Source organism: Serratia sp. 506_PEND, assembly GCF_001076875.1.
GTDB lineage: Bacteria > Pseudomonadota > Gammaproteobacteria > Enterobacterales > Enterobacteriaceae > Serratia > Serratia marcescens.
Map to the genome: position 1 here is coordinate 1 of NZ_JVEL01000427.1, position 20,431 is coordinate 20,431.

19 protein-coding genes, 1 pseudogene and 1 other annotated feature are annotated in these 20,431 nt (G+C 60.3%); of the genes and pseudogenes, 12 read left to right on the plus strand and 8 right to left on the minus strand.

Annotated features, from left to right (window positions below):
• Both nadR and ADK28_RS16285 read left to right on the plus strand, forming a co-directional pair.
• Positions 1-690, plus strand: a 690-nt coding sequence (gene nadR / locus ADK28_RS16280) for a multifunctional transcriptional regulator/nicotinamide-nucleotide adenylyltransferase/ribosylnicotinamide kinase NadR (RefSeq protein WP_048796100.1), incomplete at its 5' end; no start/stop codon positions are given.
• Positions 691-823: 133 nt separating this feature from the next.
• A complete protein-coding gene (locus ADK28_RS16285) occupies positions 824-2,224 on the plus strand; it encodes a glycosyltransferase family 39 protein (RefSeq protein ID WP_048796101.1) in 1,401 nt (466 codons plus the stop codon).
• A 31-nt stretch (positions 2,225-2,255) separates the two neighbouring features.
• On the opposite strand, the gene ADK28_RS16290 is transcribed toward ADK28_RS16285, so the two are convergent.
• Positions 2,256-3,257, minus strand: a complete 1,002-nt coding sequence (locus ADK28_RS16290) for a zinc-binding alcohol dehydrogenase family protein (RefSeq protein WP_033641221.1) — start codon at positions 3,255-3,257, stop codon at positions 2,256-2,258.
• 97 nt (positions 3,258-3,354) lie between these two features.
• Between ADK28_RS16290 and ADK28_RS16295 the strand changes: the two genes are divergently transcribed.
• Positions 3,355-4,266, plus strand: coding sequence for a LysR family transcriptional regulator (locus tag ADK28_RS16295; protein WP_016929157.1), 912 nt, complete (start codon positions 3,355-3,357; stop codon positions 4,264-4,266).
• Between the two features lie 31 nt (positions 4,267-4,297).
• On the opposite strand, the gene ettA is transcribed toward ADK28_RS16295, so the two are convergent.
• From ettA to ADK28_RS16315, 4 genes are all read right to left on the minus strand, one after another.
• On the minus strand, positions 4,298-5,965 hold the full coding sequence (ettA, locus tag ADK28_RS16300) for an energy-dependent translational throttle protein EttA (RefSeq protein WP_025159620.1): 1,668 nt from the start codon (positions 5,963-5,965) through the stop codon (positions 4,298-4,300).
• Positions 5,966-6,107: 142 nt separating this feature from the next.
• Positions 6,108-6,605 (minus strand): OmpA family protein, encoded by a 498-nt coding sequence (locus ADK28_RS16305; RefSeq protein WP_016929155.1) that lies wholly within the window; start codon positions 6,603-6,605, stop codon positions 6,108-6,110.
• A 38-nt stretch (positions 6,606-6,643) separates the two neighbouring features.
• Complete coding sequence (locus ADK28_RS16310) at positions 6,644-7,891, minus strand: diguanylate cyclase domain-containing protein (RefSeq protein WP_033641222.1); 1,248 nt, start codon at positions 7,889-7,891, stop codon at positions 6,644-6,646.
• Positions 7,888-8,493: a YfiR family protein gene (locus ADK28_RS16315; RefSeq protein WP_015376603.1), complete on the minus strand. Its 606-nt coding sequence runs from the start codon at positions 8,491-8,493 to the stop codon at positions 7,888-7,890. The genes ADK28_RS16310 and ADK28_RS16315 overlap by 4 nt, the downstream gene beginning before the upstream one ends.
• 639 nt (positions 8,494-9,132) lie before the next feature.
• Between ADK28_RS16315 and sltY the strand changes: the two genes are divergently transcribed.
• Positions 9,133-11,061, plus strand: coding sequence for a murein transglycosylase (gene sltY / locus ADK28_RS16320; RefSeq protein ID WP_016929153.1), 1,929 nt, complete (start codon positions 9,133-9,135; stop codon positions 11,059-11,061).
• A 54-nt stretch (positions 11,062-11,115) separates the two neighbouring features.
• On the plus strand, positions 11,116-11,445 hold the full coding sequence (gene trpR, locus ADK28_RS16325; protein ID WP_016929152.1) for a trp operon repressor: 330 nt from the start codon (positions 11,116-11,118) through the stop codon (positions 11,443-11,445).
• An 11-nt stretch (positions 11,446-11,456) separates the two neighbouring features.
• On the opposite strand, the gene yjjX is transcribed toward trpR, so the two are convergent.
• Positions 11,457-11,975, minus strand: coding sequence for an inosine/xanthosine triphosphatase (gene yjjX / locus ADK28_RS16330; protein ID WP_004933015.1), 519 nt, complete (start codon positions 11,973-11,975; stop codon positions 11,457-11,459).
• Between the two features lie 101 nt (positions 11,976-12,076).
• On the opposite strand from yjjX, the gene gpmB reads away from it, so the two are divergent.
• Complete coding sequence (gpmB, locus tag ADK28_RS16335; RefSeq protein WP_004933012.1) at positions 12,077-12,724, plus strand: 2,3-diphosphoglycerate-dependent phosphoglycerate mutase GpmB; 648 nt, start codon at positions 12,077-12,079, stop codon at positions 12,722-12,724.
• Here gpmB and robA read toward each other — a convergent pair.
• The gene (robA, locus tag ADK28_RS16340) at positions 12,721-13,590 is read right to left on the minus strand and encodes an MDR efflux pump AcrAB transcriptional activator RobA (protein WP_033641224.1); all 870 of its coding nucleotides are present in this window, start codon (positions 13,588-13,590) and stop codon (positions 12,721-12,723) included. The genes gpmB and robA overlap by 4 nt on opposite strands.
• Before the next feature lie 341 nt (positions 13,591-13,931).
• Here robA and creA point away from each other — a divergent pair, with 341 nt between their 5' ends.
• Complete coding sequence (gene creA / locus ADK28_RS16345; protein WP_004933005.1) at positions 13,932-14,411, plus strand: protein CreA; 480 nt, start codon at positions 13,932-13,934, stop codon at positions 14,409-14,411.
• Between the two features lie 51 nt (positions 14,412-14,462).
• On the opposite strand, the gene arcA is transcribed toward creA, so the two are convergent.
• Entirely contained in the window at positions 14,463-15,179 is a 717-nt protein-coding gene (gene arcA, locus ADK28_RS16350; protein ID WP_004933003.1) for a two-component system response regulator ArcA, read from the minus strand.
• Positions 15,180-15,808: 629 nt separating this feature from the next.
• Here arcA and ADK28_RS16355 point away from each other — a divergent pair.
• From ADK28_RS16355 to ADK28_RS16370, 5 genes and pseudogenes are all read left to right on the plus strand, one after another.
• A complete protein-coding gene (locus tag ADK28_RS16355; RefSeq protein WP_016929150.1) occupies positions 15,809-16,495 on the plus strand; it encodes a tRNA/rRNA methyltransferase in 687 nt (228 codons plus the stop codon).
• 212 nt (positions 16,496-16,707) lie between these two features.
• Entirely contained in the window at positions 16,708-16,776 is a 69-nt protein-coding gene (gene thrL, locus ADK28_RS30140) for a thr operon leader peptide (RefSeq protein WP_086581142.1), read from the plus strand.
• Positions 16,715-16,832 (plus strand) — a sequence feature (Thr leader region). It overlaps the preceding gene by 62 nt.
• A 24-nt stretch (positions 16,833-16,856) precedes the next feature.
• A complete protein-coding gene (thrA, locus tag ADK28_RS16360) occupies positions 16,857-19,316 on the plus strand; it encodes a bifunctional aspartate kinase/homoserine dehydrogenase I (RefSeq protein WP_016929149.1) in 2,460 nt (819 codons plus the stop codon).
• Position 19,317: 1 nt separating this feature from the next.
• Complete coding sequence (gene thrB, locus ADK28_RS16365) at positions 19,318-20,247, plus strand: homoserine kinase (RefSeq protein ID WP_016929148.1); 930 nt, start codon at positions 19,318-19,320, stop codon at positions 20,245-20,247.
• 3 nt (positions 20,248-20,250) lie between these two features.
• Positions 20,251-20,431: pseudogene (locus ADK28_RS16370) on the plus strand (threonine synthase); the annotation flags it as partial.

Genomic DNA, 20,431 nt, shown 5'->3' on the forward strand with positions numbered 1-20,431 from the left:
TTGGTCGATCCCGAGCGTTCGTTCATGAACATCAGCGGCAATCAGATCCGCCAGGATCCATTCCGCTATTGGGATTACATCCCGACCGAGGTGAAGCCGTTCTTCGTGCGCACCGTGGCGATCCTCGGCGGCGAGTCGAGCGGAAAATCGACGCTGGTCAACAAGCTGGCCAACATCTTCAACACCACCAGCGCCTGGGAATATGGCCGCGATTACGTGTTCTCGCACCTGGGCGGCGACGAGATGGCGCTGCAATACTCCGACTACGACAAAATTGCCCTCGGGCAGGCGCAATATGTGGATTTCGCGGTCAAGTACGCCAACAAGGTGGCGTTTATCGATACCGATTTCGTCACCACCCAGGCGTTTTGCAAAAAGTACGAGGGGCGTGAACACCCCTTTGTGCAGGCGCTGATCGACGAATACCGTTTCGATCTGGTGATCCTGCTGGAAAACAACACGCCGTGGGTGGCGGACGGCCTGCGCAGCCTCGGCAGCACCGCCGATCGTCTGGCGTTCCAGCGCCTGCTGGAGGAAATGCTGCGCGCCAACGACATCGAGTATGTGCACGTTGAGTCCAGCGATTACGAAGAGCGTTTTCTGCGCTGCGTCGAGCTGGTGCAACAGTTGCTGGCGGCGGACGCCGGCCGGTTGGCGAACGCGCCCGCCCAGCATCACGCCGCAGGCTGAGAAAATTAGCGGAATGTGCGGTCGCGGCGGCAGAAACGGCCGCCCGGGCGCACATTTAACGGCTTGTTTAAACATGGTTCATTCGACAGCGACTACGGTAAGATTTTCTTTACCATAACGCTCAGAAGAAGACATGTCTTATCGCTTGCTCGCTCTTTGGTTGGTCTGCTATGCCGCAGCCTGGACGCTGCTGACTGTTCATCTCGATCCTACCCTGCCTTACGCCGCCGTCGAGGCGCTCAACTGGGGCCTCAACGGTGAGTGGGGCTCACCGAAAAACCCGTGGCTGGTCGGGGCGGCGATGCAGCCGGCGATCGGGTTCTCGTGGCTGCCGCTGAACCTGTACTGGTATGGCGGGCACTTCATCGCCATCGCCATCGGCATGTTGGGCGTCTGGCTGTTGGCGCGCCGGCTGAGCGGCAGCACCTCGCTGGCCTGGATGGCGCTGTTGACGCTCAACCTGTCCGGCATCATCAATTTCGACATCATTCCCTACAACGACAATTACCTGTTGGTGATGCTGTGGCCGTGGATGGCGCTGTTTTTCCACCTGGCTATTTCGCGTTCGGCCAACTGGTGGCCGGCCTTCGCGTTGGCCGCCGGGCTGGCGATGATGGCGAAGTATTCGACCTTCGCCTTTGTCTATTTCGCGGCGCTGTCGACGCTGTTCGTGCCGCAGATCCGCCGCTGCTATCGCCAGCCGCAGTTCTATCTGGCGGTGGCGATCTGGTTGGCGCTGGTGCTGCCGAACGTGTTCTGGTTGTGGAACCACGACTTTGCCGCCTTCAAGTGGGTGGATTCGCAGATCAAGATGCAGCTCAACCTCGATATGCTGCAGTCGCTGCTGCTGGTGTTCTACCCGTCGCTGGTGCTGTGGGGGATCCTGCGGCGCAGCGGGGCGGTGCTGGCCTGGCCACCGGCGTTGCCGATGCGGGTGTTGCTGTGGGTCTATCTGTTGCCGCTCGGCATCATTACCTTCTGGTTCTCTTTCAACGTCGGCGGCCGGCTGACCGAATGGCTGCAGCCTTTCTTCATGCNNNCGCCGGTGCGTTCGCTGCGCGCGGCAACCATTGGGCTGATGTGTGCGGCGCTGGCGGTCTATCTGGGGTATGCCGCGGTGATGCTGGGCAACGTGCGCAACGCCGGTCAGAAAATGGTGGGTATCAAGGCGTTCAGCGCCGGGGTGGAGCGGCAGTGGCAAGAGCGGTATGGCGTTGAACTGCGCTACGTCGGCGGCGAATACCTGTCGCAGTGGATGACGGTGTACGCCGGTTCCCGACCGCGGACCATTACGCGTTGGTCCAATCATGCGCGGCCGAATATCTACAACGTCAACATCAGCTATCCGCAGATTGCGCAGCACGGCGTTGCCCTGTTCGGGCGGTTGGGTGAAGACTGCGCGCACAGCGACTTTGGCGGCGAGTTGGCCCACTGGCCGAAGATGCGCCTCGATTGGCAGCAGACGCTGACCTTCCGCGCCGATCCGCATAGTGACGAGCAGATGCTGTGCGTCGGCTTCGTTCGCCCGCAGTAACGGCGGCGCGCTGCGCCGCCGCGATTCAGGCTCAGTAAGCGATGACCAGCTTGCCTTGCATATGGCCGCCGAGCAGCTGTTGATGCGCGGCGGTCAGCGTGTCTACCGACAGCCCGTGCAGGGTTTCGCTCAGCGTGGTGCTCAGCTTGCCCTCGTCCAGCAGCTGCGCCACCTGCTGCAGGATCTGGCCCTGCTGCGCGATGTCCGGGGTGGTGAACATGCTGCGGGTGAACATGAACTCCCAGTGCAGCGCGGCGCTTTTCAGCTTCAGCGCGTTTTGATCCAACGGCTGCGCGTTCTCGACGATGGTGCAGATATGGCCGAGCGGCGCGATCAGTTCGGCCATCGCCGGCCAGTGGCCGTCGGTATCGTTCAGACACAGGATGTAATCCACCTGCTCGATGCCGTGCTGCGCCAGGTTGCCCTTCAGATCGCGGTAGTCCACCACCAGATCGGCGCCGCGCTCACGGCACCAGGCGGCGGATTCAGGTCTTGATGCGGTGGCGATCACTTGCACCTTGCTGCGCAATGCGGCCAGCGGAATGGCCAGCGAGCCGACCCCGCCGGCGCCGCCGATGATCAGCAGCGTCTTGTGCTCCGGCGCGTCCTGAATGTTCAGGTGTTCGAACAGCGCCTCCCAGGCGGTGAGGGCGGTGAGCGGCATGGCGGCGGACTCGGCCCAGTTCAGGCTGCGCGGTTTGTGCGCGGCGATGCGTGAGTCGATCAGTTGGTGACTGCTGTTGCTGCCGGGGCGGGTGATGTCGCCGGCGTACCACACTTCATCGCCGGGCTTGAAGCCGCTGACGCTGCTGCCCACGCCCACCACGATGCCGCTGGCGTCCCAGCCGAGGACGCGCGGCTGCTGCAGGCCGCTTTTCTGCAGGCCGGCGTGCACTTTGGTGTCCACCGGGTTGACCGACGCCGCTTTCACTTCCACCAGCAGATCGTACTGGCCGGGAACCGGCATCTCCGGTGAGATTTCGATGAAACTGGCGGGGTTCTGCGGGTCTACGGCAATGGCTTTTATCGACATGATTGTACTCCTTTCAAATGATGCCCCCAGTGTAGACCCGCGACAGTGGGGTGATAAGATGGACAATATCTAACGGAGTGTTCGTTTAAGGTGAACAATGGAATTCAAACAGCTGCAGGACATGGCGTTGTTCGCGCTGGTGGCGGAGTGCGGCAGCTTCACCGCCGCCGCGCAGCGCGTCGGGTTGCCGAAATCCAGCGTCAGCCAGCGTATCAGCCAGCTCGAGCAGACGCTGGGGCTGCGCTTGCTCAATCGTACTACGCGCCAGCTGAACCTGACCTTCGCCGGCGAGCGTTATCTGGAGCATTGTCAGGCGATGATGTCCGCTGCCGAACGCGCCGATCTGGCGTTGCAGCGGCTGCGCGATAACCCGAGCGGGCGCCTGCGCATCTCGACGCCGGCCGGGCTGGGGGCGACTCTGGTGGCGCGGCTGGCGGCGGATTTTCAGCGCCAGTACCCGGACGTTTCGCTGGAGGTGTCGGTGTCCGACGCCATGGTGGATCTGGTGCAGGAAGGTTACGACGCCGCGCTGCGCACCGGCAAGCCGCAGGATTCTTCGCTGATCGGCCGACGCCTCGGGTACGCGCCGCGCTATCTGCTGGCGGCGCCGTCCTACTTGGCGCAGCACCCGCCGATCGAACATCCGCAGCAACTGCAGCAGCATCGTTGCATCGCCCACCGCGCCTGGACGGCCTGGAACCTGCGCTGCGGCGATGACTACTATCGTTGGCAGCTGCCGCTGGCGCACACCACCGACAACCTGCTGTATGCGCGCGAATGCGCCATTGCCGGTGCCGGCATCACGTTGCTGCCGGCGTTTCTCAGCCGCGAGGTGGTGGCGCAGAAGCTGTTGGTGGAGGTGTTGCCGGCGTGGCGTGCGGAAGGGAATGAGCTGTATCTGGTCTACCCGAGCCGCAAGCTGAACTCCCCGGCGCTGGCTTGTTTCATCGATGTGGTGCTGCAGCACCCGGCGTTCGACGATTACGCGCGCGAGTTGGCGCGGGGGTAAAAAAAAGGCGCCGCATGCGGCGCCTTGGGTATTACTTGGCGATCTTTTTGTACTTGATGCGGTGCGGCTCGAGCGCATCGGCGCCCAGCGTGCGCTTCTTGTACTCTTCGTACTCGGTGAAGTTGCCTTCGAAGAATTCCACCTTGCCCTCGTCCTGGTAGTCCAGGATGTGGGTGGCGATACGGTCGAGGAACCAACGGTCGTGCGAGATCACCATGGCGCAGCCAGGGAATTCCAGCAGGGCGTTTTCCAGCGCGCGCAGGGTTTCGATATCCAGGTCGTTGGTCGGTTCATCGAGCAGCAGCACGTTGCCGCCAACCTGCAGCAGCTTGGCCAGGTGCAGACGGCCACGCTCACCGCCGGACAGCTCGCCCACGCGTTTGCCCTGATCGACGCCCTTGAAGTTGAAGCGCCCGACATAGGCGCGGCTCGGCATCTCGGTGTTGCCGATGCGCATGATGTCCTGCCCGCCGGAGACTTCTTCCCAGACGGTTTTCGAACCGTCCATGCTGTCGCGGAACTGATCGACGGAAGCGAGTTTGACGGTGTCGCCCAGCACGATGCTGCCGGAATCAGGCTGCTCCTGACCGGACATCATGCGGAACAGCGTGGATTTACCCGCGCCGTTCGGGCCGATGATGCCGACAATCGCGCCTTTCGGCACCGAGAACGACAGGTCGTCGATCAGCAGGCGGTCGCCATAAGACTTGCGCAGGTTGCTGACTTCGACCACTTTATCGCCCAGGCGCGCGCCAGGTGGAATGAACAGTTCGTTGGTTTCGTTACGTTTCTGGTATTCGGTGTTGTTCAGCTCTTCAAAGCGGGCCAGGCGGGCCTTGCCTTTGGACTGACGGCCTTTGGCGCCCTGACGCACCCACTCCAGCTCTTTCTCGATCGACTTGCGACGAGCGGCTTCGGCGGACGCTTCCTGCGCCAGACGCGCATCTTTCTGCTCCAGCCAGGACGAGTAGTTGCCTTCCCACGGAATGCCTTCGCCGCGGTCGAGTTCGAGGATCCAGCCGGCCACGTTATCCAGGAAGTAACGGTCGTGGGTGATCGCCACCACGGTGCCTTCAAAGTCGTGCAGGAAGCGTTCCAGCCAGGCCACGGACTCGGCGTCCAGGTGGTTGGTCGGTTCGTCCAGCAGCAGCATGTCCGGCTTTTCCAGCAGCAGGCGGCACAGCGCGACGCGGCGGCGTTCACCCCCGGACAGGTGGGCGATTTTGGCGTCCCAGTCCGGCAGGCGCAGCGCATCGGCGGCGCGTTCCAGCTGGGCGTTGAGGTTGTGACCGTCGTGCGCCTGAATGATCTCTTCCAGGCGGCCCTGTTCGGCGGCCAGCTTGTCGAAGTCTGCGCCTTCTTCCGCGTACAGCGCGTACACTTCGTCCAGGCGCTTCAGCGCGCCGACCACTTCTGCCAGCGCTTCTTCCACCGATTCACGCACGGTGTGTTCGAGGTTAAGCTGCGGCTCCTGCGGCAGGTAACCGATCTTGATGCCCGGCTGCGGGCGCGCTTCCCCTTCGATATCGGTATCGATGCCGGCCATGATGCGCAGCAGGGTGGACTTACCGGCGCCGTTCAGGCCCAGCACGCCGATTTTGGCCCCAGGGAAGAAGCTCAGGGAGATGTTTTTCAAAATATGACGCTTCGGCGGTACCACCTTGCCGACGCGGTGCATGGTATAGACGTATTGAGCCACGTTGCTCTAAGCCTCTCTATATCAGTATTTATAGGATGTCTGGCGGCATGAGTGTAGCCCGTTTCGATCTCGGATCCCAGACATCGCTCAGCGATCGCCAAGTATAACCGTTTATGCGCCGATAAAGGCGCATATTGGTGGCTTATGGCGTGACGACGATCGCGACGCGGCGGTTTTCCGCGCGGCCGCTGGAGGTGCGGTTATCGGCAACGGGATCGCGCTTGCCCATGCCGCGGGTTTCGATATTGGCGCGCGGAATGCCGACGCTGGCCAGCAGATCGGCCACCGCATCGGCGCGGCGCAGGGAAAGCTGATCGTTATAGCTGTCTTCACCGTAGTTGTCGGTATGGCCGTCCAGGCGGAACTTGGTGATGCCGACGCTCAGCAGCGCACGGCCCATCTTCTGCACCGTCTCGGTGCTTTCCGGGTTCAGCTTGCCGATGTTGTTGCCGAACAGCACCTTATCCGACAGGCCGAACTCCCAGCCGTTATCGGTCAGTTTGAAGCCCTGCGATTGCAGCAGCGCAACCTGCTCGGGCGTCAGGCCCTGCGGTTTGCTCTGGCAGCCGGCGAGCGCCAGCAGGGCGACGAACGCCATCGCCAGCAGTGAAAAACGACCTTTAAACAGTTGCTGTATCATAGTCAAAATCCCTAGTTCAAGTGTTATAGCCGGGGCTCTTATTTATGTATAGCCAGCCGCCAGCCTCCGTTATAACGATGCTTTGCCTGATACATCGCATCGTCAGCTTCGTGCAAAAGACCCTGAGGCGTCGACGCGTGATCAGGGTACAGCGCAATACCGATACTCAGAGAGGTGATGACCGCCTCGTCGTTCGGCAAAATGACCGGTTGCGTCATGCAGTCGATGATGTTGTCAGCGATCTGCAAGACATCTTCCGTGCCGTGTACCGGCGCCAACAGCACGGCGAATTCATCCCCTCCCAGGCGGGCGACCAGATCGGTTTCGCGCAGCTGCGCGCGAATGCGTCCGGCAATGGTAGTCAGCACCGCGTCGCCTGCGGCGTGGCCGTAACTGTCGTTCACCTCCTTGAAACGATCGCCGTCGATAAACAGCACCGCCAATTTCGCCGGCGATTCGATATCGCCCAGCGCCCGGCTCAGCCGCCCTTCGAAGAAGGCGCGGTTCGGCAAACCGGTCAGGCTGTCGTGCGTCGCCCGGTGCGCCAGCGAGTCGTTCTCCTGCTTCAGATGGGCCTGCCAGGCTTCCAGCTCGTCGAGCAAGCCGTTGAAATCGTTGCTGAGCTCATGCAACTCGGCGATAGGCGCCGACGGCACCCGCAGGCCGAAGGTGCGATCGCGGCGCACCGCATGCGCCACGTTGGCGATGTCGTCCAGCGAACTGACGATGCCGACCAGCATGCGGCGCGACAACACCAGGGCGCACAGGGTGCTGAGCACCAGGCAGGCGATCATGCCGACCATGCCGCGCAACAGGAAACGCAGCAGGCTGCCGCCGTTGCCGCTCAGCCAGACCTGGCCGACCTGTTTGCCCTCGTGGGTGATAGGCAGAATGACCGGTTCGGGCAGCGCCCAGTGCGCGACGATCTGCTCCAGGCCGTGCAGCGGCCCATCGGTAGGATGGCGCCAGTTGGCCAGCATCTTGCCGTTGTTGTCGAGGATCCGCGCGTCCGATACCTCTTCATTGGAGGATATCAGCATCAGCGCCTCGCGCGCGGCGGTGCGATCTTCAAACACCACGGCGGCTTCGACGGTATAGCTGATGGAGCGCGCGATCAGGTGCAGGTTGTGATTGGCATAGGCGCGCAGCGCAAACAGCGCCACCAGCGTCAAAAAGATGCCGGCGGTGCCGACGGCGATCAGCGCCAGCCCAAGATGCACCCGCTGCAGCACTCGGCCCAGCGTCGGGCGCGCATTGCCGGAGCGGTTTCTACGCAACAGCCTCATAGCGGCGGCGCCTGTTTGCGTGCCAGCTGCAGCACGTTGGGGTGAACGCGCACGCCGCTGCGCGCCAGAGCGTCCAGGTTGACCTTGAAGCTGGCCTGGTCCCCATCAATCTGCAGGCAAAATGCGCTGCCGGCGGAGCATTCGCTATCGTTCTCGCTGATGCTGAGAATGGAGTTGCCGGAAATGCGCTGCATGAAATTTTGTCTCTGCGCGGCGGTGATGTTCCCTAAGTAGATGACATCACAGCCGGTACTCAGCGTTGGGCTGTCGAACGGCACGCGCTCGGCTTTAATCGGACGCGGCGCGCTCAGCAGGATCGGATCGAACAGCCCTTCGGCATACTGGGTGGGTGCGGTCACGCACAAGCGGATCGGATTGGGTTCACGCGACCAGCGTGCGTAGCTGATGATGCCTACCACCACGGTCGTCACGGCGTGCGTGCGCTTTTGATAGGGATCAGCGGCGGCGTGCGCAGGCTCGGACAACGTCAGCAGCACCAACAAAACGATCAGCAGCAGGCGGCCGATATTCAGGCGTGCGTCAAGGAAGCCCGGTTCGGGGCTTTTTGCGCAACGCATCGCTATCGCGGTCTTATTCACCATCTTCACCCGCCATTCCGGCCTGATCCACCGCCCGCAGGCCGTGGCCTGACAAGGAAAAATCCGGCCCGCTTGAAGGGACAATCGTTTTGCTGAAAGCTGTCAGTCGCACTGCCTAATGAACACTATCTAACCCATAATTGGCGCGGATTGTATTATAAGATGTCTTCGTTGGGCGCTTTATGTGCTGTTTTCTCGGAATTATCTTACTTATTTTTGATAGTATAAAAATGCCCACCCGGGTTTGCCACCGCTTTTCTGCAAAGTTGGCGCGTTTAGCCTGCTGTCAGGCGATTTGCGCAACGGCGGCGTCATGTCGAAAATGCAATAATGTGATGGCTAATAATTAAAAAGTATTTTACTTCTCCAATAAGTGCCGGGGCAGCTAATAAAAATCCGGTGGCTGGAAATATCCCGCCGGCCTGATTTGTCAGCCAAAGTAAACGTTTTTTACCTGGCCCCCGTCATGGCGATACACTTCTTCTTCTACAGTATTGAATGGATAAGCGATTGCGCTGTCTATGGTAGATATCCGCGTCCGGGCCGTGCGCCCGGCTTTATTTTGTCCCGCGGCGCCGTGGTGCGGCGGTCACCGGGGAGCTGGGCGGCTCCTGCGGTACAACCAGTGAGGAAAGAGCGAGGATGGTCAAGGTGGACAAGCGACGGCTGTTGGCAATGGGCCTGTGTCTGACGGCGTTTTCAGGCGCGGCGCTGGCGGATTCTCTGGATGCGCAACGTCAGCGTTACCAGCAGATCAAACAGGCGTGGGACGGCAATCAAATGGACGTGGTGGCGCAGCTGATGCCGACGCTGCGCGATTACCCGCTTTATCCTTACCTGGAATACCGCGAGCTGACACAGGATCTGAGCCAGGCGGGGTTCTCCGAGGTGAACGACTTTATCAAACGCCACCCGACGCTGCCGCCGGCGAAATCACTGGTGCCGCGCTTCGTCAATGAACTGGCGCGGCGCGAAGACTGGCGCACCCTGTTGGCCTTCAGCGCGCAGCCGCCCAAACCGGTGGCTGCGCGCTGCAACTATTACTACGCCAAATGGGCTACCGGTGACCAGCAGGCGGCCTGGAGCGGCGCCGATGAACTGTGGTTGAACGGCAAAACGTTGCCGAGCGCCTGCGATCGTCTGTTCAGCGTCTGGCGCGGCGCAGGCAAGCAAACGCCGCTGGATATTCTGGCGCGCATGAAGCTGGCGTTGAAAGAGGGTAACAGTTCGCTGGTCAGCAACCTTTACGGCCAGTTGCCGGCCGACTATCAAACCATGGGCAACGCCCTGGTGCGCTTGCAAAACGATCCGACCACCGTGGAAGCCTTCGCCCGCAGCGTGGGGCCGACTGACTTTACCCGTGCCGCCACCGGCATCGCCTTTGAACGCCTGGCGCGGCAGGATGTGGAAAACGCGCGGGCGATGATCCCGACGCTCGCGCGGTTGCAGAAAATGAGCGACGACGAACGGCTGGGGTTGGAAGAGGCGGTGGCCTGGCGCCTGATGGGCAGCGACGCTACCTACGAGCAGGCGCAGTGGCGCGATCAGGTGATTCTGCGCAGCCGTTCGCCTTCGCTGTTGGAGCGCCGAGTACGCATGGCGTTGGGCAACGGCGATCGGCAGGGCGTCGCGACCTGGCTGGCCCGCCTGCCGGAAGAGTCGCGCAACAAGGATGAGTGGCGCTACTGGCGCGCCAGTCAACTGATGGACGAAGGCAAACGCGCCGAAGGCGAGGAGATGTTGCGTAACCTGATGACCGAACGCGGCTTCTATCCGATGGTCGCGGCGCAGAAGCTGAACGCCACTTATCCGGTGATGGTGGCGGTGGCGGCCAAGCCGCGCACGTCGCTGGTCGACGGGCCGGAGGTCGCCCGGGTGCGTGAGCTGATGTACTGGAATATGGACAACCTGGCCCGCAGCGAGTGGGGCTCGTATGTCGCCAGCCGCAGCCGGCCGGAACAAGAAGCGCTGGCGCGCTACGCCTTTGAGCAAAAATGGGCCGATCTGAGCGTGCAGGCGACCATCGTCGGCAAGCTGTGGGATCATCTGGAGGAGCGTTTCCCGGTCGCCTGGCCGCAGGAGTTCCGCCGCGCGACCGATGACAAGGGGATCACCACCAGCTACGCGATGGCGATCGCGCGTCAGGAGAGCGCCTGGAATCCGAAAGCGCAGTCGCCGGTTGGCGCTACCGGCCTGATGCAGGTGATGCCGCGCACCGCGCAGCATACGGTGCAGATGTACAATATTCCCGGCTATGTCGGCCCGAGCCAACTGTTCGATCCGCAGACCAATATCACCATTGGCACCAGCTATCTGGAGTCGGTCTATCAGCAGTTCGGCCGCAACCGCATTCTGTCGAGCGCCGCCTATAATGCCGGTCCGTCGCGGGTGAATACCTGGCTGGGCAACAGCGCGGGGCGGATCGATCCGGTGGCATTCATCGAAAGCATTCCGTTCTCTGAAACTCGCGGCTACGTCAAGAACGTGCTGGCTTATGATGCGTTTTACCGTTATCTGACGCACCGGCCGGCCAAGGTGCTGACCGACGCCGAGTGGCAGAGACGTTATTGATTTTGACGGCCCTATGGTATGCTGCTGTACTAGTTAAATAGTATGGTGGCTGCCATGACGCAATTATCGTTAAACGACCCCGCTCTTTCAGAACAAGGCAATGAGGATTGGCTGCGCTTCGTCGCGCTGCTGCAGAATTCCTTTGCGCAAGAACTGCATCAACCGCTGCTGCAGCTGATGTTGACGCCGGACGAGCGCACCGCGCTGGGCACCCGGGTGCGGATCATTCAGGAACTGATGCGCGGCGAGATGAGCCAGCGCGAGTTAAAAAATGAACTGGGCGCGGGGATCGCCACCATCACCCGCGGATCGAACAGCCTGAAAGCGGCTTCACCCGCGCTGAAACAGTGGCTTGAGCAGCAGCTGTTGCACGACGCGCCCTAGCAGACTCAGCGTTATTGCTGATAGATGGCGTTGTGGAACGGCACCAGAGCCAGCAGCAGCGCCTGGTGGTAAACGCTGGTGCGGCTCAGCCGGCCGTCGGTGAAGACGCCGATGGCGCCGCCCTGACGTTTCACCTCGGCGTTGCCGGTGATCGCCGCCATTTCGCTGCCCAATTCGCGACCGGCGCGAATACCTTGTAAGATGACTTCCGGCAGCATCAGGCTCGCCGAGCGGGATTCGCCACGGATGTGCGGGTTCTCGATGGTCATCCAGGCGAAGGTCATATTCTCTTCAATCCCGGCTTCCACGCCGACCCAAAAATCGGCCTCGGGCCTGACCTGGCGCGCTTCCATGACGCGTTGACGCGAACCGGTGCGGGTTTCGTGGTTGCCTATCGGCTGCAGCGAGACGCCGCTGGCGACGTCAACGGATTCAATGCGGTATTGGCCCGCGCCAAAGACGTCATCGAAGGCGAGTTGAATAGCCTTGATCTTTGCCGGGTTGGTAGTTGCAGCGACAACATGGTACATAACGGGTTTGATATCCTTCTGGCCGATACGCCGGGCAGCGGCAAAAGCGCCGCCGGGCCGGGGATAAACGCAAATTTCACGCAGTATAACGGAAAACAAAAATGTTACAGGTATACCTCGTTCGCCATGGCGAAACGGAATGGAACGCGGCTCGCCGTATCCAGGGTCAGTCCGACAGCCCGTTAACCGCCATGGGTGAACACCAGGCCCGTCTGGTCGCCAGGCGCGTCAGCAAAGAAGGCATTACGCACATCATTACCAGCGATCTGGGGCGCACGCGGCGCACCGCGCAGATCATCGCCGACGCCTGTGGCTGCGAAGTGATTAGCGATCCGCGTTTGCGTGAGCTGCACATGGGGGTTCTGGAAGAACGCCTGATCGACAGTTTGACGCCGCAGGAAGAGCAGTGGCGCAAACAGATGGTCGATGGTACTCCTGACGGCCGTATCCCTCAAGGCGAATCCATGGAGGAGCTGGGCGAGCGCATGCGCGCCGCGCTGGAGAGTTGCCTGATGCTGCCTGAAGGCAGCAAGCCGCTGCTCGTCAGTCATGGCATCGCGTTGGGGTGTTTGATCAGTACGGTGCTGGGGCTGCCGGCCTATGCGGAACGCCGCCTGCGCTTGCGCAACTGCTCACTGTCGCGCGTCGATCACCAGCAGAGCCCGTGGCTGGCTTCCGGCTGGATCGTGGAAACGGCGGGCGATGTCACGCATTTGGACATGCCCGCGTTGGACGAACTGCAGCGTTAACGCCGAATCGGGATCAGGTAATCGCACTTGATCTCGATAGGCGCCTGATGCGGACGGCGCTCGCCTTTCGGATAGAAGCGCTCGATGTCGTGCCCTTTGCGGCGCGTCAGCTGGAGCGCCGGCAGGCAGGTGCCGTAGACCGTCAGAATAAAGTCTTGCAGTCCCTCGGTGGGCCCTTCGTAGCTGAACATCGCAAACTCACCGCCCGGCAACACCAGCGGCTGGCCTTCCTGTACCTTGTCAGGCACCTGATCCGGCTCCAGCGCCGTGGTGTACAGCACTTCCTGTTCGTCGTCCTTCTCCTGGCTCGGTCGCGAGTGGTGCAGCCCGTACAGCACCGGCGGCAGGGTTTCGACGTCACCGAGGAACTGACGCCAGAACTGTGAGCGCAGTTCGGTGCGCACGGTGGTGATCTGTTCCAGCGTACAGGAGTAGCTTTGGGTCAGGCCGACCAGGTGCTTGTCCGGCAGCGAGACGAATTCCGGCTGCGGCAGGGTGAAGGCTCCCAGACGGATCGGCGGACAGATGCCGAATGCGTTCCAGTCTTCGGCGCGGCGGTACAGCGCCGGCGTCTGCGCAAACTGTTTTTTGAAGGCGCGGGTGAAGGTCTGCTGCGAGTCGAAGCGATATTGCAGGGCGATATCCAAAATCGGCCGGCTGGTCAAACGCAGCGCGACGGCGGCTTTGGACAGCCTCCTTGCCCGGATGTAAGCACCGATGGCGTTACCGGTAATATCTTTGAACATCCGTTGCAGATGCCATTTGGAGTAGCCTGCCTTGGCCGCCACGTTATCCAGCGACAAGGGTTGGTCCAAATGGCTTTCCAGCCAGCTAAGCAGATCACGAATGATACCGGCTTGATCCATAGATCTTCCTCGTAAAGCTTGGGGGTAGGAACCCGAACTGTTGATTCGTCACGCTGGTGCTGCGCTATCAGACCGATCCATGAGCCATTATGCGTTGCACTCTTTGCCTCTGCTGCGCATGCCGCGCCAGAGTTGGATTGGGGTACACCGTAGTGGGCGCAAAGAAATAACGACGCCGCATCATAGCAATTTTTTTACTCCGCGACTCTCAAAGATTTTTGTCACGCTCTGTGCTAAAACGGACGGTGCGGACCCGTAAAAACCGATTCCGTGAGCTTAGACATAAATAATGGCGACCGCCGAACCTATTTTTGCAGCAAGGTTATACCGGAGTTAAGTAAATGAAAAAAAGCTGGATATTTTTATTCGGTTTGGTTTGCGCAACCGTTGGCAGCGCGCAGGCGGAGCAGGTGGGCTCCGTTGATACGGTGTTTAAATTGTTAGGGCCGGACCACAAAATCGTGGTGGAAGCGTTCGACGATCCGGACGTTAAAAATGTAACTTGTTATATCAGCCGCGCCAAAACCGGCGGCATCAAAGGCGGCCTGGGGCTGGCGGAGGACACCGCCGACGCGGCCATTTCCTGCCAACAGGTGGGGCCTATCGAGCTGAGCGACAAGATCAAAAACGGCAAGGCGGAAGGCGATGTGGTGTTCCAGAAACGCACCTCGCTGGTGTTCAAGAAGTTGCAGGTGGTGCGCTTCTATGACGCCAAGCGCAATTCGTTGATTTACCTGAGCTACTCCGACAAGGTGATCGACGGTTCGCCGAAGAACGCGTTGAGCGCGGTGCCGATCATGCCGTGGGCTGAGACGAAATAAAAAAACGGGGTTCAGCATGCTGAACCCCGTTTTCATGACGGCAGGCCGGAATTACTCTTCCAGATCGCCGCAGAAGCGGTAGCCTTCGCCGTGAATGGTGGCGATGATTTCCGGCGTGTCCGGCGTCGATTCGAAGTGTTTGCGAATGCGACGGATGGTGACGTCCACGGTGCGGTCATGCGGCTTCAGCTCGCGGCCGGTCATTTTCTTCAGCAGTTCGCCGCGCGACTGGATCTTGCCCGGGTTTTCGCAGAAGTGCAGCATGGCGCGGAATTCGCTGCGCGGCAGCTTGTATTGTTCGCCGGCCGGGCTGATCAAAGAACGGCTGTTGATGTCCAGCTCCCACCCGTTGAACTTGTAGCTCTCGACCAGGCGGCGCTCTTCGCCCAGGCTGCCCAGGTTCATGGTGCGCGACAGCAGGTTGCGCGCGCGGATGGTCAGCTCACGCGGGTTGAACGGCTTGGTGATGTAATCGTCGGCGCCGATTTCCAGGCCGAGGATTTTGTCCACTTCGTTATCGCGACCGGTCAGGAACATCAAGGCGACGCTGGCCTGTTCACGCAGTTCGCGCGCCAACAGCAGGCCGTTTTTGCCTGGCAGGTTGATGTCCATGATGACCAGATTGATATCATTTTCAGACAGGATATTGTGCATCTCTGCACCATCATTGGCTTCATGAACAATGTAGCCTTCCGCCTCGAAAATGCTCTTCAGGGTGTTACGAGTGACTAACTCGTCTTCGACAATCAGAATGTGCGGGGTCTGCATATTTGCTACCTAAAATTGCCAACAAAATAGAAAATCGGAAGTACAGAAGTCTTTGTTTTCTTAGAGGAGGGCAGAGATAGCGCCACGTTCCCTCTCAGCAAATGACTAAAGTACGTAAACTCGTTCTTGATGCACTTTCCATCTCATGTCAACAAGATCGCTAGCCTGGTGGGGATGCTGTTCCCTACAACCCCTGGGGTGCCGAAACGGCGCATATCCTAACCCCATTAACAGCAATATAACAGCGCGTGCCGAATTCATCACCCAACAAAACTACGCTTTGTTGACATATATCAAATTCAATTGTAGCACGTTAACAGATTTGTGAAAAACACTTACAGAAATGCCAGTTTAAGTCACAGAACCTCAAATTCTGTGAACGATTCAGCATTATCCGGCCCGATAGGATACAATTATTCGCTTATTGATCATCGCGTTGTTTTAACTTATTGATAAATAAACACAGTAAAACATAAGCGCGAATAATGACTATTACGATGGGTTTATTAGCTCAACGAGCCGTTTAATCTTGTTTGTTGCTATTAACGCGTTTATTGTTACGTAATTGTAAATATAAGCGGGCGCTGCGCCATCGTCAAAAACGCAGGCCCGCCTTCGGTGGAAGAGTGATGCAGCTTCATATTGTTTTAGTGGCTCCGGCGCGGCCGGAAAATGTCGGCGCGGCGGCGCGCGCGATGAAAACCATGGGCTTCACGTCGTTGCGCATCGTCGACAGCGAGGCGCACCTGCAGCCGGCGGCGCGCTGGGTGGCGCACGGTGCCGGCGAGATCCTCGACGGCGTGCAAACGTTCGCCACGCTAGAGCAGGCGCTGGCGGGCGTGGATTTTACCGTCGCCACCACCGCCCGCAGCCGCGCGCGCTTTCACTACTACTGTACGCCGCCCGAACTGCTGGAACAGCTGAGCGAGCGTAAGCAGTGGGTCGGCCAGGCCGCGCTGGTGTTCGGCCGCGAAGATTCCGGCTTGACCAACGAAGAGCTGGCGTTGGCGGACTTGCTGACCGGCGTGCCGATGCAGGCGGACTATCCGTCGCTTAACCTGGGCCAGGCGGTGATGGTGTACTGCTACCAGCTGGCGAGCCTGATGGGTGTCAATACGCCACAGGAAACGGCGGCGTCGGAAGGGCAGCTTAAGGCGCTGCGCCGCCGCGCCGATGCCTTGTTGAGCGCATTGGATGTCGGCGATGACCAAAAATTGCGCGACTGGCTGCACCAGCGTCTCGGCGCGCTGCAACAGCGAGATACGGCGATGCTGCATACGCTGCTGCACGACATCGAAAAAAAACTCGCCAAGTGATAGCGGCTCCATCAGACGGTTACCCAGCGTGATCCACTAGTAAATCGGCTTTAAGTTGTTTTTTTGTTCTGTCATTTTGCTTTTCACCTGTTGCATCGCGCATTACCGCCGCTGAACGGAAAATAAGCAAAAAAAAGAAATAGTTTGACTTGGGATAGCGATTGCTTTAACCAATAGAGGGGACAGAGTATTTCATGAGACAGACAGACAACATGCGCAACATCAGCCTGAAAACCACAATTATTACCACCACCGATACCACAGGTAACGGGGCGGGCTGACGCGCACAGGAAACACAGAAAAAAGCCCGCACCTAATCAGTGCGGGCTTTTTTTTCGGCTTAAATTCGGAGAGATCACACATGCGAGTGCTGAAATTTGGCGGAACCTCGGTGGCGAATGCAGAACGTTTTCTGCGCGTCGCCGACATCATGGAGAGTAATGCGCGTCAAGGGCAGGTAGCCACGGTCTTGTCCGCCCCCGCAAAGATCACCAACCATCTGGTGGCGATGATCGACAAAACGGTGGCGGGCCAGGACATTCTGCCGAATATCAGCGACGCCGAGCGGATCTTTGCCGACCTGCTGAGCGGGCTGGCGCAGGCGCTGCCGGGCTTTGAATACGATCGCCTGAAAGGCGTGGTCGATCAGGAATTCGCGCAGCTCAAACAGGTGCTGCACGGCGTCTCGCTGCTGGGGCAGTGCCCGGACAGCGTGAACGCGGCGATCATCTGCCGCGGCGAAAAACTCTCCATCGCCATCATGGAAGGGGTGTTCCGCGCCAAGGGCTACCCGGTCACGGTGATCAACCCGGTGGAGAAACTGCTGGCGCAGGGCCACTACCTGGAGTCTACCGTGGATATCGCCGAGTCCACGCTGCGCATCGCCGCAGCGGCGATCCCGGCCGACCACATCGTGCTGATGGCCGGTTTCACCGCCGGTAACGACAAGGGCGAGCTGGTGGTGCTGGGCCGCAACGGCTCCGACTATTCCGCCGCGGTGCTGGCCGCCTGCCTACGCGCCGACTGTTGCGAAATCTGGACCGACGTCGACGGCGTGTATACCTGCGATCCGCGCACCGTGCCGGACGCCAGGCTGCTGAAATCGATGTCGTACCAGGAGGCGATGGAGCTTTCCTATTTCGGCGCCAAAGTGTTGCACCCTCGCACCATCACGCCGATTGCCCAATTCCAAATCCCATGCCTGATAAAAAACACCTCTAACCCGCAAGCCCCCGGCACGCTGATCGGCAAAGACAGCACCGATGACGCAATGCCGGTGAAAGGCATCACCAACCTGAACAATATGGCGATGATCAACGTCTCCGGCCCGGGCATGAAAGGCATGGTCGGCATGGCCGCGCGGGTGTTCGCCGTGATGTCACGCGCCGGCATTTCGGTGGTGCTGATCACCCAATCCTCTTCCGAATACAGCATCAGCTTCTGCGTGCCGCAGGGCGAACTGCAGCGCGCCCGCCGCGCGCTGGAGGAGGAGTTCTATCTGGAATTGAAAGACGGCGTGCTGGATCCGCTGGACGTCATGGAGCGCCTGGCGATCATCTCGGTGGTCGGCGACGGCATGCGCACCCTGCGTGGCATTTCCGCGCGCTTCTTCTCCGCGTTGGCGCGCGCCAACATCAATATCGTCGCCATCGCCCAGGGCTCTTCCGAACGTTCAATCTCGGTGGTGGTCAGCAATGACTCCGCTACCACCGGCGTGCGCGTCAGCCACCAGATGTTGTTCAACACCGATCAGGTGATCGAAGTGTTCGTCATCGGCGTCGGCGGCGTCGGCGGGGCGCTGATCGAGCAGATCTACCGCCAGCAGCCGTGGCTGAAACAAAAACATATCGATCTGCGGGTGTGCGGCATCGCCAACTCGCGCGTGATGCTGACCAACGTGCATGGCATCGCGTTGGACAGCTGGCGCGACGAGCTGGCCGGCGCGCAGGAGCCGTTCAATCTCGGCCGCCTGATTCGTTTGGTGAAGGAGTATCACCTGCTGAACCCGGTGATCGTCGACTGTACCTCCAGCCAGGCGGTGGCCGATCAATACGTGGACTTCCTGGCGGACGGCTTCCATGTGGTAACGCCGAACAAAAAGGCCAACACCTCGTCGATGAACTATTATCAGCAACTGCGCGCCGCCGCCGCCGGTTCGCACCGCAAGTTCCTGTACGACACCAACGTCGGCGCCGGTTTGCCGGTGATTGAGAACCTGCAAAACCTGCTGAACGCCGGCGATGAGCTGGTGCGCTTCTCCGGCATCCTGTCCGGCTCGCTGTCCTTTATCTTCGGCAAGCTGGACGAAGGGCTGTCGCTGTCGGCGGCGACCCTGCAGGCCAGAGCCAATGGCTACACCGAGCCGGATCCGCGCGACGATCTGTCCGGTATGGACGTGGCGCGCAAGCTGCTGATCCTGGCGCGCGAGGCCGGTTACAAGCTGGAGCTGAGCGATATCGAGGTCGAGCCGGTGCTGCCGCCGTCCTTCGACGCGTCGGGCGACGTGGACCATTTCCTGGCGCGGCTGCCGGAACTGGATAAAGAGTTCGCGCGCAACGTGGCCAATGCCGCCGAGCAAGGCAAGGTGCTGCGCTATGTCGGTCTGATCGACGAAGGGCGATGTAAGGTGCGCATCGAGGCGGTGGACGGCAACGATCCGTTGTATAAAGTGAAGAACGGCGAGAACGCGCTGGCCTTCTACAGCCGTTATTATCAGCCGCTGCCGCTGGTGCTGCGCGGCTACGGCGCCGGTAACGATGTGACCGCAGCGGGCGTGTTCGCCGATCTGCTGCGCACACTGTCATGGAAGTTGGGAGTTTAATATGGTTAAGGTGTATGCACCGGCCTCGATCGGTAACGTTAGCGTCGGTTTCGATGTGCTGGGCGCGGCGGTTTCGCCGATCGACGGCACGCTGCTGGGCGACTGCGTCAGCGTGGAAGCCGCCGAGACGTTCAGTTTGCAGAATGCCGGGCGCTTCGTCAGCAAGCTGCCGGCCGAGCCGAAAGAGAACATCGTTTATCAATGCTGGGAGCGTTTCTGCCAGGAGATCGGCCGCGAAGTGCCGGTGGCGATGCGGCTGGAAAAGAACATGCCGATCGGATCGGGGCTGGGCTCCAGCGCTTGTTCGGTGGTGGCCGGGCTAATGGCGATGAACGAATTTTGCGATCGCCCGCTGGATAAGACGACGCTGCTCGGCCTGATGGGCGAGCTGGAAGGCCGCATTTCCGGCAGCGTGCATTATGACAACGTGGCGCCCTGCTATCTGGGCGGCCTGCAGCTGATGCTGGAAGAAGAAGGCATTATCAGCCAGGAGGTGCCGTGCTTCGACGATTGGCTGTGGGTCATGGCCTATCCGGGCATCAAGGTCTCCACCGCCGAAGCGCGCGCCATTTTACCCGCGCAATACCGTCGTCAGGATTGCATCAGCCACGGCCGCTATCTGGCCGGCTTTATTCATGCCTGCCATACCCGGCAGCCGCAGTTGGCCGCCAAATTGATGCAGGACGTGATCGCCGAACCGTACCGCACCCGGCTGCTGCCGGGCTTCGCCGAAGCGCGCAAGGCGGCGCAGGACATCGGCGCATTGGCCTGCGGCATCTCCGGCTCCGGCCCGACGCTGTTCGCCGTCTGCAACGACGGCGCCACCGCGCAACGCATGGCCGCCTGGCTGCAACAACACTATCTGCAAAACGACGAAGGTTTTGTTCATATTTGCCGTCTGGATACCGCAGGCGCTCGACTACTGGGATAACGCATGAAACTGTACAACCTTAAGGATCACAACGAGCAGGTCAGCTTCGCGCAGGCGATCAAACAAGGCCTGGGCAAGCAGCAGGGGCTGTTCTTCCCGCTGGAGCTGCCGGCGTTCGAACTGACCGAGATCGACCACCTGCTGGAGCAGGACTTTGTCACCCGCAGCAGCCGTATTCTGTCGG

Excerpts from the sequence above, each read along its gene's own strand:
- trpR (WP_016929152.1), top strand. The coding sequence starts at position 11,116 with ATGACGCAATTATCGTTAAACGACCCCGCTCTTTCAGAACAAGGCAAT.
- ADK28_RS16310 (WP_033641222.1), bottom strand. The coding sequence starts at position 7,891 with ATGAGGCTGTTGCGTAGAAACCGCTCCGGCAATGCGCGCCCGACGCTG.
- yjjX (WP_004933015.1), bottom strand. The coding sequence starts at position 11,975 with ATGTACCATGTTGTCGCTGCAACTACCAACCCGGCAAAGATCAAGGCT.
- gpmB (WP_004933012.1), top strand. The coding sequence starts at position 12,077 with ATGTTACAGGTATACCTCGTTCGCCATGGCGAAACGGAATGGAACGCG.
- thrA (WP_016929149.1), top strand. The coding sequence starts at position 16,857 with ATGCGAGTGCTGAAATTTGGCGGAACCTCGGTGGCGAATGCAGAACGT.
- ADK28_RS16355 (WP_016929150.1), top strand. The coding sequence starts at position 15,809 with ATGCAGCTTCATATTGTTTTAGTGGCTCCGGCGCGGCCGGAAAATGTC.
- ADK28_RS16315 (WP_015376603.1), bottom strand. The coding sequence starts at position 8,493 with ATGGTGAATAAGACCGCGATAGCGATGCGTTGCGCAAAAAGCCCCGAA.
- ADK28_RS16305 (WP_016929155.1), bottom strand. The coding sequence starts at position 6,605 with ATGATACAGCAACTGTTTAAAGGTCGTTTTTCACTGCTGGCGATGGCG.
- creA (WP_004933005.1), top strand. The coding sequence starts at position 13,932 with ATGAAAAAAAGCTGGATATTTTTATTCGGTTTGGTTTGCGCAACCGTT.
- arcA (WP_004933003.1), bottom strand. The coding sequence starts at position 15,179 with ATGCAGACCCCGCACATTCTGATTGTCGAAGACGAGTTAGTCACTCGT.
- ADK28_RS16295 (WP_016929157.1), top strand. The coding sequence starts at position 3,355 with ATGGAATTCAAACAGCTGCAGGACATGGCGTTGTTCGCGCTGGTGGCG.
- sltY (WP_016929153.1), top strand. The coding sequence starts at position 9,133 with ATGGTCAAGGTGGACAAGCGACGGCTGTTGGCAATGGGCCTGTGTCTG.
- ADK28_RS16290 (WP_033641221.1), bottom strand. The coding sequence starts at position 3,257 with ATGTCGATAAAAGCCATTGCCGTAGACCCGCAGAACCCCGCCAGTTTC.
- thrB (WP_016929148.1), top strand. The coding sequence starts at position 19,318 with ATGGTTAAGGTGTATGCACCGGCCTCGATCGGTAACGTTAGCGTCGGT.
- robA (WP_033641224.1), bottom strand. The coding sequence starts at position 13,590 with ATGGATCAAGCCGGTATCATTCGTGATCTGCTTAGCTGGCTGGAAAGC.